Source organism: Phenylobacterium sp. (assembly GCF_028290885.1).
Lineage (GTDB): Bacteria > Pseudomonadota > Alphaproteobacteria > Caulobacterales > Caulobacteraceae > Phenylobacterium.
Genome location: NZ_JAQGIZ010000159.1, coordinates 25909 through 38141, shown reverse-complemented (window position 1 = coordinate 38141; position 12233 = coordinate 25909). Strand labels below are relative to the sequence as shown.

General features: G+C 67.7%; 9 protein-coding genes. 3 read left to right on the top strand and 6 right to left on the bottom strand.

Going from position 1 to position 12233, the window contains the following annotated elements; genetic code table 11:
- Window positions 1-71: 71 nt before the first annotated feature.
- From JWP28_RS10890 to JWP28_RS10875, 4 genes are all read right to left on the bottom strand, one after another.
- On the bottom strand, window positions 72-1226 hold the full coding sequence (locus JWP28_RS10890; protein ID WP_299542783.1) for a glycosyltransferase family 4 protein: 1155 nt from the start codon (window positions 1224-1226) through the stop codon (window positions 72-74).
- Window positions 1227-1431: 205 nt separating this feature from the next.
- Window positions 1432-2733, bottom strand: coding sequence for an MFS transporter (locus JWP28_RS10885; RefSeq protein ID WP_299542782.1), 1302 nt, complete (start codon window positions 2731-2733; stop codon window positions 1432-1434).
- 165 nt (window positions 2734-2898) lie between these two features.
- The gene (locus JWP28_RS10880) at window positions 2899-4041 is read right to left on the bottom strand and encodes a glycosyltransferase (RefSeq protein WP_299542781.1); all 1143 of its coding nucleotides are present in this window, start codon (window positions 4039-4041) and stop codon (window positions 2899-2901) included.
- 289 nt (window positions 4042-4330) lie between these two features.
- Window positions 4331-6133, bottom strand: a complete 1803-nt coding sequence (locus tag JWP28_RS10875) for an ATP-binding protein (protein ID WP_299542780.1) — start codon at window positions 6131-6133, stop codon at window positions 4331-4333.
- A gap of 132 nt (window positions 6134-6265) precedes the next feature.
- Here JWP28_RS10875 and JWP28_RS10870 point away from each other — a divergent pair, with 132 nt between their 5' ends.
- From JWP28_RS10870 to cysN, 3 genes are all read left to right on the top strand, one after another.
- Window positions 6266-6700, top strand: a complete 435-nt coding sequence (locus JWP28_RS10870) for a DUF2147 domain-containing protein (protein ID WP_299542779.1) — start codon at window positions 6266-6268, stop codon at window positions 6698-6700.
- A 163-nt stretch (window positions 6701-6863) separates the two neighbouring features.
- Complete coding sequence (cysD, locus tag JWP28_RS10865; protein ID WP_299542778.1) at window positions 6864-7814, top strand: sulfate adenylyltransferase subunit CysD; 951 nt, start codon at window positions 6864-6866, stop codon at window positions 7812-7814.
- 130 nt (window positions 7815-7944) lie between these two features.
- Window positions 7945-9852 carry a sulfate adenylyltransferase subunit CysN gene (cysN, locus tag JWP28_RS10860; RefSeq protein ID WP_299542777.1) on the top strand — a complete coding sequence of 636 codons (1908 nt, stop codon included), beginning with the start codon at window positions 7945-7947 and terminating at the stop codon, window positions 9850-9852.
- A gap of 44 nt (window positions 9853-9896) precedes the next feature.
- On the opposite strand, the gene JWP28_RS10855 is transcribed toward cysN, so the two are convergent.
- Window positions 9897-10913: an NAD(P)-dependent alcohol dehydrogenase gene (locus JWP28_RS10855; protein ID WP_299542776.1), complete on the bottom strand. Its 1017-nt coding sequence runs from the start codon at window positions 10911-10913 to the stop codon at window positions 9897-9899.
- Window positions 10914-10998: 85 nt separating this feature from the next.
- Complete coding sequence (locus JWP28_RS10850; protein WP_299542775.1) at window positions 10999-12162, bottom strand: MFS transporter; 1164 nt, start codon at window positions 12160-12162, stop codon at window positions 10999-11001.
- Window positions 12163-12233 lie beyond the last annotated feature (71 nt).

Sequence of the window (12233 nt, the reverse complement as noted above, 5' to 3'; positions counted from 1 at the left end):
CTGCGAGACCAGTTCCAGTTCTTCCGGAACGCGCGTCGGTCGGTTAAATGGAATCATCGGGCGCTCGTAACTCATAAAGCTGCCTCATAGGCATTGACCAAGCGCTCGGTCGCCCGCTCCCAGGTATATTGCTGCGCGTTCAAGGCGGCGGCATTCTGCATGCGGAGCAGCAGTGCGCGATCATCGGCAAGCATGCGCATCTGTTGCGCCAGCGTCTCCACGTCGCCTGCGCGGTGCATAAAGCCCTCGGTGCCGTGGGTGAAACGGGCGCCGGAGGCGTCCGAAACCAGGAGGGCGCAGCCTGAAGCCTGGGCCTCGTAAGTCACGAGCGCGCTGCCGTCCTCGACGGACGGCAGCACCAGAACGTCTGTAGCTTGGTAAAGCGGTCGAAGGTCCGCAAGGAAATCGTGCTCCGAGACGTTCTTATGCTGAAGCAACGGGAGAAGACGCTCCCGGTATCCGGGAATGAAACGACCGGTCACCCGGAACTTGGAGCGATCAGCTATCCCCGACCGATGCCAAGCTTCCAAGGCCAGGTGAAGGCCCTTGCGGGGTTCGCAACGCGCCACAAAGGAAAAGGTCAAACCATCATTGGCTCGCATGCCGGCGTTGCTCGTGTACCGAAGCGGATCGAAGCCATAACTCTTGAGCGCAAGCTTGCTTCGCGGAACGCCGCGGCGAACGAACGTGTCGATGGCGAGCTCCGACGGCGCGAGAATGAGGCTTGCGACCTCATATTCGCGCATCTCTCGATCCAGCACCGTCGGGTCGAACGTGTGCGAATTGTCCCTCTCCTGTTCGATACCGAGGGCCCGATGTTCCTTCGCAACGACATCGAACGCGTGCTCAGTGTGGGTGTTCGGCGCCTCTCTCACCCCGAGCCAGTGCCGCGCCCGAGCCGCTTTTAGAGTGAGTTCCGCCGCAAGCGGCCAGGTGTGGACGACGTCAAAAGGTTCCCTCCAGTGGGTGAGCAAGGTTGCGGTGAGATAGTCATGCAACCTGCAGGCGCGCTGCCGCCCCATGAAACGCTGTGGGATCGGAACAATTCTCTGGGTCTGAACGACCTTGACTCCGGGGATGCGCTGCGGGCTTGACCAACAGAACACCTGAACCGAGCAATCCCGCTCGGCGAGCGCCCGGATCTGGCTGAGGGCCGCGGCCCCGATGCCCGGCGAACCCAGTCTAAAAGGAAAGCTATACGCAATCTTCAACAGCCTTCCCGCCATTCCGCCGACCTCTCTAGCGCCCGCCATAGACGGATAAGAGCCCTCTTCATAGTCGGCCCCAGACGATAATGTGAGGCTAAAGCACGAGAAACATGCCGAACAAATGTCAGCACCGCCCGAGAGCGCCTCGCGACTTTCCTGGCGCGATTCGGGTCTCGCGCATTTTACGATCGGCTAGCGTGGGCGCGCGGCGTCGCCGCCTATCTCACAGCGCCGCCGCCAGCCGCTTGTCGCGGGCGATGGACCTCGCCGCCGCCAGGTGGGCGACGATGGCGATCACGATCACCGGGGCTAGGGCCGCATAGCCGATCAGCAGCGAGTGCTCGCCGTACCTGGGCTTGGCCAGGTCGCTGACGTGGCCGAGGAATATCGGCCCGCCACCCAGTCCGATCAGGTTCAGGACAAACAGCAGGATCGCCCCCGCCATGGTCCGTTGGCCGGGCGGCACCGCGTTCTGCACCACCGCCAGCGCCGGGGCGAGGTACATGTTGTTGAGCAGCGCAGGCACCGCGATGAACGCCAGCGCGATCGGCCAGGTCGGGGCCCAGATCAGGCCCGCCAGAGCCGGAAGGGTCAGGGTGAAGGCGATCGCCGGGATCCATGCGTACCAGCGCCGGTCCCGGTGGCTCAGCTTATCCGCCAGCCAGCCGGCCCCGAAGGTGCCGATCACCCCCGTCACGCCCAGGATCACGCTGTAGTAGGCCGCGACCTCCTTCAGCGTCATGCCCTTCACCCGGATGAGCAGGGGGGTGTTCCAGGTCAGCATGGCGTAGCCGACGAAGGCCGAAAGGCCGCAGGCGATCGCCACGCACAGCAGGGTGCGGTTGGTGACGAAGGCGGCGATCACCTTGAAGGCCGGCGGGGCGGGCGCGTGCGCATCGGCGCCGAGCGCGATTTCGTCCAGCCCACCGCGCTTCGGCTCACGCACCACCAAGAGCATGACGAGCGCCAGCAGGACGCCCGGCAGGCCGACTGCGAAGAAGGCCGTCCGCCAGCCGTAGGCGGCGGCCACGCCTCCGCCCAGGGCCACTCCCAGCATCGAGCCCAGCGGCACGCCGAGCGAATAGAGCGCCAGTCCGGTGCCCCGCTCCTTGGCCGGGAAGTAGTCGGAGATCAGCGAGTAGGACGGCGGGGACCCACCGGCCTCGCCTACGCCCACCATCATCCGCGAGATAGCAAGCTGGGTGAAGTTCGTCGCCAGGCCGCAGCCGGCGGTGAAGAGGCTCCAGACGCCGCAGGCCGCGGCCATGATCCAGACGCGCTTGAAGCGGTCCGACAGCCACGCCACCGGAATGCCGAAGGTCGTATAGAACAGTGCGAAGGTCAGGCCGCCCAGGGCGCCCAGCGCCGTGTCGCTGAGCCCGAGGTCCTTGCGGATCGGCTCGGCGAGGGTCGACATGATCTGCCGATCCATGAAGTTGAAGGTGTAGACGACGGCCAACAGGCCCACGACCACGTAGCGGTAGCCGGTCGCCGCCTTAGGCGCTGTCGTGGTCGCGGACGTCATGCAAATCCCCCAGGCATGGGACGTCCCGCCGCCAGTATTCTGGCTCCAAGGTCCGGTACGTTTTCCCGGGCGTCATGTTGCATATGGCGCCGGCGCTCGCCAAGCGGCGAGGTGTGACCGTCGCGAAACATCGCGCCTCGGGTCGGCGGCGGCCTGCGTGCAGACCTAGTCGGCGAGCGCAAGATCCAGGATCACGTCGTGGCGGCTCGCCCACGAATTCTCCGCGAGGAAGGTCTGGCGGTCCGCTTCGGCGATGGGCCCGATGGCCAGCGCCCGCTCGACACCGTCGGCAAAGGACTGGCCGTCCCCGACCAGGACGACGTGATCGTGGATGCCCCTGACCGGCGCGATGTCCGTCGCCGCCACCGGGCGCCCGGCCGCGCAGTATTCATAGATCTTCAGCGGGCTCATCGACTCCGTGAGCGGCGTGCGGTGGTGCGGCATGATGCAAACGTCGACGCTCCGGGTCAGGCCGGCGATCAGGTCCCGCTCCGACAGCGCCGGCTTGATGTGGACGCGCGGTATAAGGCGGAGCTGCCTGACCACCTCCGGGTCGGCCACGGGCCCGATAATGATCACCGAGCCGCCTGGGAAGCGCTTGGCCACCTCGGCCACCGCACCCACGTCGAGGCGGCCGTGTATGGCGCCGGAGTAGAGGATCTGCGGCCGCGGGAGCGTCGCCAACCAGTCCGGCGCCCTCCACGGCTGCTGCCATTCTGATGGCGTTATGCCATTTGGAACCACGATGCCCGGCCCAATCGGGTCAAGCCGTCGAAGCAGGTGCTGCGACACCGCGCACACGCGATGCCCCCGCGCCCGGATCGTTTCATAGGCGTGAGCATAGTCGGGCCACCACTCGCTGTGGTCGTCGAACGCCGCCCAGTCGTCGAAGGCGTAGTAGGTCACGGCCCGTGTCCACTTCAGCGGCGCATAGGCGGCGTAGAACGGGTTGGTCGTAATCAGCGCCGCGTCCTCAAGGCCGAGATCGCGCGCCCGCGCGCTGACCCAGCGATCGTATTCGACGTAGGACGCCCGCAGCGTCGCCTCGCCTACTCCATCCCTGCGGCGGAACCTGAGTGGAGAAACGACCCCGGTCGCGTGTGGCCGCGGCGGGATCGGAACCGGGCGTCTTCCAAGCAGCCGCCTGGCGAACTGGGTTGCTCCCATTCGAAAGGGATCGGCGATCAGCAGCTTTCCGACGTCTTCGTGCACCAGAAGAGTCTGCAACAGCCTGTCCGGCGTCATGAATAGACGCTGCATCGAGTCAGTCCAGGTCTCGTGCCAGAAGGTGAATACGACGTCGCGCATCTTCAGGTCACCAAAATGCCCATCCGATCTCGCGGGAGGGACGAGGCCGATTCGGAAGTTAGGCTCGAATTCAGTCAGGGCGTTTCAACTTATGTGGGTTTTATAGGCGTCGATACGCATTGCGCCAGCTTGAAGCACCCCGAGCGACTGCAGGACGGCTGTCCAGATCGAAGCTCGACACCGCGCATAGCCGCGCTGCCCGTGGGCCGCAAGGCCCAGCCCCCTTCGGCGGCTTTCGTCATCTCGGCCGTAAGGTCCGCTGACGGACGCCCGCGTGGCGGCTGACCCCCTAGCCACGGGAAGCCAACGCTCCGCCGACGGCCGCGTCTGAGCGCCGGCCGGCGGGGTGGCCGCCGCCTTCGAAGGCCGCCCGCCTGACCGCCTCCAGCAAGGCCGCCGGCGTGATCGGCTTGGTGACATGCCCGTTCGCGCCGGCCGCGGCTGAGGCCTGCGCATGTTCCGGCAGGGCGTTGGCCGTCAGGGTGTAGATCGGCGCGCGCGACATCGGGCCGCCGCTCTCCCGTATGAGCCGGATCGCCTCCAGGCCGCTCATCACCGGCATCTGCATGTCCATCAGGATCAGATCGAACTGGGCGTGCGCAGCCGCATCGACGGCCTCCGCGCCGTTCTCCACGCAGGTGAGCGCCACGCCGGCGGCCCCCAGGATCAGCTCCACCACGCGGCGGTTCACCGGATGGTCTTCGGCCAGCAGCACGCGCAGGCCCGCAACGTCGGGTACGGCTGCGGACGAGCTTGCGCCGTCCTCTCCTTGGGCGGCGGCAGGCTGCGCCGGAAGCTCGAGCGCAAGGGTGAAGCAGGAGCCGCGGCCCGGGTCCGACTCGGCGGTGAGCGAGCCGCCCATCTCCTTCGCCAGGGTGCGGGAGATCGCCAGGCCGAGCCCGCTGCCCCCATAACGGCGAGTGATCGAGCCGTCGGCCTGCTCGAACCGCTCGAACAGCCGCGCCTTGGTCGCCTCGTCGAAGCCGATGCCGGTGTCGGCGACTTTGCAGACCAGCCGCACGCGGTCCTCCCGCGCCTCGGCCGAGAGCGTCAGCGTCACGGCGCCTTGCTCCGTGAACTTGGCGGCGTTGGACAAGAGGTTGCAGACGATCTGGCGCAGGCGCGCCGCATCGCCCAAGACCAGCAGGCTGGCGGCCGGATCCGCGCGGAAGGTGAACTCCAAACCCTTGGCGCAGAAGGTGTCGCGGAACAGGTCCCCGCAGGCGCGAACCGCCGCAAGCGGCTCGAAGGGCTCCGCGCCAAGTTCCAGGCGCCCGGATTCGATCCGGGTCAGGTCCAGGATGTCCGAGACCAGCACCTGCAGGTTCGACGCGGAGCTCTCGATCAGGTGCACCATCTCCTGCTGGCCGCGGCTGAGGCGGGTCTGGGCCAGGGCGCCGGCGATGCCCATGACGCCGTTGAGGGGCGTGCGGATTTCGTGGCTCATGTTGGCCAGGAATTCGCTCTTCGCGCGGCTGGCCGCCTCGGCGGCTTCACGCTTTTCGGTGAGCTCGCGCGTGGTTGCGCGCAGTCGGCGGTGGTGCTGGTGGGCCGACACGGCAGAGTTGACCGTGAACCCGATCAGCAGGGTCATGGCGCCCTCAAGGGTCGCCAGTTTCGCCCCCGAGGCGCGGTAGGAGAGCGGCAGCAGCAGGATGCAGACGCTGGGCGGCAGGGCGCAGACCAGCAGGTGCAGGATGTTCTTGTAGCAGGCCTTGACCACGTAGAGCAGGATGCCGGCCATCAGCGCGACGGTGAGCAGCCGCGAACTCTCCTGGCCGGTGGCCCAGTAGATCAGACCGATGAAGACCCACGAGAGGCTGGCCATGAACGAGGCGGCAAGCCGCTGCGCGCGCGCCGCCGGCTTGCCGTAGGCCCGCGGGCCGGTCGAGGCCCACATCCACGCCTCGGAAAGCAAAGAGAACGCCCACCAGACGACGGCGCTCTGCAGTCCGATGACCGGTATCGAGCCGGCGACGATCACCGCCGATATGCCGACGCGCTCCGACGTTTTCTGCCGCGTCTCGGGCGCCGTGGCGTCAAACTCGGTGTCGAACCCGAGCAGCGCGGCCAGGTTGGCGGATCCCGTCATGGCGCTGGAGCCTGCCGGAAAGCTTCAAACAATCCGCTAACGCGCTCGTTGCGGGAATCTGGACCCAGGCAGGGCTTCTTTAACGGCCCTTGGACGATCTTTCGGCCAATGCCTGGCGAGATGGATCGCGCGATGAGACAAGCCCTCCTGGCAGCAATTGGGACCGCAGCGCTGGCGCTGCCGGCCTCCGCCGCCGATCGCGTCGTCGGCGACTGGGTCACGAAGGGCGGCAAGGGGATCGTGCGTGTCGCGCCCTGCCCGGCCCGGCCCGAGGCGATCTGCGGAACCATCGTTCGCCTGCGCCAGCCGACGGACGCGGCTGGCGTCCCGCTGAAGGACATCCACAACCAGGACCCCACCCTGCGCGGCCGGCCGATCGTGGGGTTGCCGGTGCTCCCTGGCCTCGCGCCCGCCGGCGACCGCGTCTGGAGCGGCCATATCTACGATCCCGAGACGGGCCGCACCTACGCCTCGAAGATCCGCCTCAGGTCGGACGAAGCGCTCGCCGTGGAAGGCTGCCTTTCGGTGCTCTGCCGCACCGAGGTGTGGCGACGCGCCGCGTTCTGACCCGGCGAACCGGAGCCACGTCCGCTGCACGCGCCTCAAGAATTCCTGGGGGCCGCTCGCCTTGCCCCGCAAGGCTCACCTCTCTAAGTGACCCTCGGGCCGGCCCGGTCACCGCGACTGCCGCCATGGGCGGCTTTTGCCATCTTTGTTGTAAGGTCCGCTGATGGACGCCCGCCTCGCGCCTGACCCCATAGCCGCTGGAAGCCGCCTCTCCGCCCCCATGCTCACCCACCTGCAGCGCCTCGAGGCCGAGAGCATCCACATCTTCCGCGAGGTGGTCGCCGAGTGCGAGCGCCCGGTGATGCTCTATTCTATCGGCAAGGACTCCGCGGTGATGCTGCGGCTGGCGATGAAGGCCTTCTATCCCGCCAAGCCGCCCTTCCCACTGCTGCACGTGGACACCACCTGGAAGTTCCGCGCGATGTACGAGATGCGCGAGCGGATGGCCCGCGAGACCGGGATGGAGCTGATCGTCCACCGCAATCCGGAGGCCGAGGCGCGCGGCATCAACCCCTTCGACCACGGCTCCCTGCACACCGACCTCTGGAAGACCGAGGGCCTGAAGCAGGCGATCGACAAGTACGGCTTCGACGCGGCCTTCGGCGGCGGCCGGCGCGACGAAGAGAAGTCCCGCGCCAAGGAGCGCATCCTGTCGTTCCGCTCGGCCCAGCACCGCTGGGATCCCAAGATGCAGCGCCCCGAACTCTGGCGGCTCTACAACACGCGAAAGGGGCCGGGCGAGAACTTCCGCGCCTTCCCGATCTCCAATTGGACCGAGCTCGACATCTGGCAATACATCTACCTTGAGGACATTCCGATCGTGCCGCTCTACTTCGCCGCCGAGCGGCCGGTGGTGGAGCGCGACGGCAACCTGATCATGGTCGACGACGAGCGGATGAGGCTCAAGCCCGGCGAGGTGCCGCAGCTGCGCTCGATCCGCTTCCGCACCCAGGGCGACTACCCGCTGACCGGCGCCATCGAGAGCACGGCCGCGACCCTGCCCGAAATCATCCAGGAGATGCTGCTCGCCACCACGTCCGAGCGCCAGGGCCGCGTCATCGACCACGACCAGGCCGCCTCCATGGAGAAGAAGAAGCAGGAGGGTTATTTCTAGTGGCTCACGCCTCCCTTCCGCTCATCCCCGCGAAGGCGGGGACCCAAGCTGAGTCAACCGCTCGCGCGCCGAAAGTCCGCTTAGGTTCCCGCCTTCGCGGGAATGAGCGGTTGGTAAGGGCGCGCTTCTGATGGCCCACGTGTCCGAGCTCATCGCCGAGGATATCGAGGCCTACCTCCACGCCCACCAACATAAGAGCCTGCTCAGGTTCCTGACCTGTGGTTCGGTGGACGACGGCAAGTCGACGCTGATCGGTCGCCTGCTCTACGACTCCAAGATGATCTTCGAGGACCAGCTCGCGGCCCTTGAAGCCGACTCCAAGAAGGTCGGCACCCAGGGCGGTGAGATCGACTTCGCCCTGCTGGTCGACGGCCTGGCAGCCGAACGCGAGCAGGGCATCACCATCGACGTCGCCTACCGGTTCTTCTCCACTGACAAGCGCAAGTTCATCGTCGCCGATACGCCCGGCCACGAGCAGTACACCCGCAACATGGTCACCGGCGCCTCCACCGCCGACGCCGCGGTGATCCTGATCGACGCCCGGAAGGGCGTGCTCACCCAGACGCGGCGGCACAGCTACCTCGTGAGCCTGCTCGGCATCCGCCACGTGGTGCTGGCGATCAACAAGATGGACCTGGTGGACTGGAGCCAGGATCGCTTCGACGAGATTGTCGGGGCCTATAGCGCCTTTGCCGATCAAATTGGGATCAGCGCCTTCACCGCCATCCCGATGTCGGCGCTGCGCGGCGACAACATCACCGAGCCCAGCGCCAACTCGCCCTGGTATTCCGGCCCGCCGCTGATGCGCTGGCTGGAGGACGCGCCGGTCGAGGACGACCTGCGCGAAAAGCCGTTCCGCATGCCGGTGCAGTGGGTGAACCGCCCGAACCACGACTTCCGCGGCTTCGCGGGCATGGTCTCCTCCGGCGTCATCCGGCCGGGCGACAGGATCAAGGCCCTGCCGTCGGGCCGCGAGAGCACGGTGGAGCGCATCGTCACGCTCGGCGGCGACCTGCCGGAAGCGGTGGCGGGCCAGTCGGTGACGCTCACCCTCGCCGACGAGATCGACGTCAGCCGCGGCGACGTCCTGGCCGCGGCCGGGAGCCCGCCCGCCGTCGCCGACCAGTTCGAGGCGACGATCGTCTGGTTCGACGACGAGGCCATGCTGCCCGGCCGCCCCTACCTGATGAAGCTCGGGGCCCGCACGGTCGCCGCCCAGGTCGCCGAGCCCAAGTACAAGGTCTACGTCAACACGCTGGAGCACCTCGCCGCGCGCCGGCTGGAGCTGAACGAGATCGGGGTCTGCAACCTGCTGCTCGACGCGCCCATCGCCTTCGATCCGTATGCGGAGAACCACGACCTCGGCGGCTTCATCCTGATCGACCGGATATCGAACCGCACGGTGGGCGCAGGGCTGCTACATTTCGCGCTGCGCCGCAGCCAGAACATCCACTGGCAGGCGCTGGACGTGGACAAGGCCGCGCGCGCCGCGAGCAAAGGCCAGAAGGCCCGCGTCGTCTGGCTGACGGGCCTCTCGGGCGCCGGCAAGTCGACCATCGCCAACCTCGTGGAAAAGCGCCTCGCCGTGGAGGGCCGCCACACCTACCTGCTGGACGGCGACAACGTCCGCCACGGGCTGAACAAGGACCTGGGCTTCACCGAGGCCGACCGCGTGGAGAACATCCGCCGCGTGGCCGAGGTCGCCAAGCTGATGGTCGACGCCGGCCTGATCGTGCTGGTCTCGTTCATCTCGCCGTTCCGCGCCGAGCGGCAGATGGCCCGCGAACTGATGGGCGAGCGCGAGTTCGTCGAGGTGTTCATCGACACCCCGCTGGCCGAGGCCGAGAAGCGCGACGTCAAGGGCCTCTACAAGAAGGCCCGCGCCGGCGAGTTGAAGAACTTCACCGGCGTCGATTCACCCTACGAGCCGCCGGAAGACCCCGAAATCCGCATCGACACCACCCGCCTCTCCGCCGCGGAGGCCGCCGAGCGGATCTTCGACTGGCTGGAAGGCGGGGCTTTCGATCCGGGAATCTGAAGTCTGGGGGTCATCTTCCCTTTCCCGTCGAGCCTACGCGCCGATCAGAATTCCAGCACGATCTTCCCGAAATGCTCGCCGCCCTGCATGGCGGTGAAGGCGGCCTTGGCCTCCGTCCAGGGAAATACCTTGTCGACGACCGGGCGGATGTCCTTGAGCGCGATCGCCTCGCACATGGCTTCGTACATGTCGCGCGAGCCCACCGAGACGCCCTGCAGCTTGGCGGAGTTGCCGATCAGCGAGGCGGGATTGAAGCCCGCGCCGGGCCCCGCGACCACGCCGACCACCGCGATGTGACCGGCGACCCGGACCGCCCGCACGCTCTGCTCGATGGTGCCGCCGCCGCCCACCTCCAGGATGAAATCGGCGCCCCGGCCACCGGTGGCGTCGCGGACCGCCCGGCCCCATTCGGGGACCTTGCGGTAGTTGATCGTGTGGTCCGCGCCGAATCCCCTGGCGCGCTCGAGCTTCTCGTCGGACGACGAGGTGATGATCGTCCGGTAACCGGCCGCGTGGGCGAACTGCAGGCCGAAGATCGATACCCCGCCGGTTCCCTGCAAGACGACCGTGTCGCCCGGCTGCAGGCGGCTATCCTCGAACAGAGTCCGCCAGGCGGTGAGCGCCGCGCACGGCAGGGTCGAGACCTGCTGGTCGCTGAGGAAGTCGGGAACCTTGGAGACGCCCTCCTGGCTGAACACCGCCAGTTCGCGTCCGGCGCCCGGGATCGGGAAGCCCAGCGACGACGAGAGCTTCTCCTGCGTCGGCGGCCCTGAGACCCAGTTCTGGAAGAACAGCGTCGAGACGCGGTCGCCGGGCTTCACCCGGCTGACGCCAGGTCCGACCGCCTCCACCACGCCGCAGCCGTCCGAGAAGGGGGTGATCGCGCCGGCCTGGCCGGAGCCTCTCCCGTAGATGCCGCCCACCATCAGCAGGTCGCGGTAGTTGAGCGACACCGCCCGCATCCGCACCAGCACCTCGCCAGGACCCGGTGCGGGATCGGGGACCTCGACGACTTCGATGGCGTCCAGCCCCCAGGGGGCCTCGACCTTCAGTGCGCGCATGGGCGGCCTCCGCTCCGGCGCATCATTCCCGCCTCGCCCAGGGATGCAAGGCTGTCCTTGGGTCAGGCGCGGAGGCTTGCCGCCCTCAGGTCGGGTCGAGCCGGCGGACGCCGTAGAGCCGCATCGCGCCCACGAGACCGATGAAGCACATGGCCGACATCAGCAGATAGCCGTGCGCGCCGGTGCGGTCGAACAGCCAGCCTGACAGGATCGTGGCGACGCCGGAGAGCACGCCGCCGGAAAGCGCGGAGTTGAGGGACTGGGCGGCCGAGGCGTTGCGAGGCGTCGAGAGCCGCTCGACCAACTGAAGAGAGGCCAGGAAGGTCGCTGCGTAGCTGAGCGCGTGCAGCGCCTGCAGCGGGAAGAGCGCCCAGAGCGGCGGCGAGAACGCCAGCGCGCTCCACCGCGCCACGGCGGCGATGCCGCCCAGCATCAGCAGATTGCGCGGTCCGACCCGCCGCCGCCAGGGCTCCAGGAACCACATGAAGGCGATCTCGGCAGTGACGCCGGTGGCCCACAACACGCCGGTCATGTCCTCCGCGATCCCTTGCCGCTTCCAGGCCAGCGTCGAGAAGCCGTAGTAGAACGCGTGCGCCGATTGGATCAGGCCGGCAGAGACCACCGCGGTCATGAACACCGGATCGCGCAACAGGTCGGTGAGGCCGCCCATCCGGTCGGAAAGCGCCGCCACATGGCCCTCGTCGTGCACCGGATCGGGCGGCAGCAGGAAGCGCGCGGCGACGGCGGTCAGGGCCGTGGCGGCGACCATCCAGACGAGCACCACCTCCGGCGATCCGCGGGTCAGGATCGCGCCCATCCCGAGGTTGCCGACGATGAAGGCCGCTGACCCGATCCCCCGCGGCCAGCCGAAGTTGAACCCGTCGGTCCTGGCTCGCCGCAGCGTGATCACGTCGGCCAGGGGCGAAAGCGTCGAATACATCGACGAGGCCGCAAACCAGACCACTGTCCACCAGGCGAACCCGCCCGGCAGCGCCATCAGGGCGTAGGCCACGGTCACCGCCGCGGCGAGGATCAGCAGCGCCGTGCGCCGAAGCTTGAAACTGTCGGCCCAGACGGCCAGCAGAGGGGCGGTGAAGGCCCGGGCCAGCATCGGCAGCGACAGGATCAGCCCGATCCGGCTGCCCGACAGGCCATGGTGAGCGAACCACACCGGCAGATAGGGCGAGCTGACCCCCGTGCCGATGAAGATCGCCCCGTAGAATAGGCCAAGGCGCACGGTGAGCGGCATGTCCGCTCGCCCTTACACGGAGTCGCGGTGGACGCCGCCGCGGCGCCGCGTAATGTGTGAACAGCGATAAG

What these genes read in the sequence shown, in the direction of transcription:
- JWP28_RS10890 (WP_299542783.1), bottom strand. Translation starts at nt 1,226, where the DNA reads ATGGCGGGAAGGCTGTTGAAGATTGCGTATAGCTTTCCTTTTAGACTG.
- JWP28_RS10885 (WP_299542782.1), bottom strand. Translation starts at nt 2,733, where the DNA reads ATGACGTCCGCGACCACGACAGCGCCTAAGGCGGCGACCGGCTACCGC.
- JWP28_RS10880 (WP_299542781.1), bottom strand. Translation starts at nt 4,041, where the DNA reads ATGCGCGACGTCGTATTCACCTTCTGGCACGAGACCTGGACTGACTCG.
- JWP28_RS10875 (WP_299542780.1), bottom strand. Translation starts at nt 6,133, where the DNA reads ATGACGGGATCCGCCAACCTGGCCGCGCTGCTCGGGTTCGACACCGAG.
- JWP28_RS10870 (WP_299542779.1), top strand. Translation starts at nt 6,266, where the DNA reads ATGAGACAAGCCCTCCTGGCAGCAATTGGGACCGCAGCGCTGGCGCTG.
- cysD (WP_299542778.1), top strand. Translation starts at nt 6,864, where the DNA reads ATGGACGCCCGCCTCGCGCCTGACCCCATAGCCGCTGGAAGCCGCCTC.
- cysN (WP_299542777.1), top strand. Translation starts at nt 7,945, where the DNA reads ATGGCCCACGTGTCCGAGCTCATCGCCGAGGATATCGAGGCCTACCTC.
- JWP28_RS10855 (WP_299542776.1), bottom strand. Translation starts at nt 10,913, where the DNA reads ATGCGCGCACTGAAGGTCGAGGCCCCCTGGGGGCTGGACGCCATCGAA.
- JWP28_RS10850 (WP_299542775.1), bottom strand. Translation starts at nt 12,162, where the DNA reads ATGCCGCTCACCGTGCGCCTTGGCCTATTCTACGGGGCGATCTTCATC.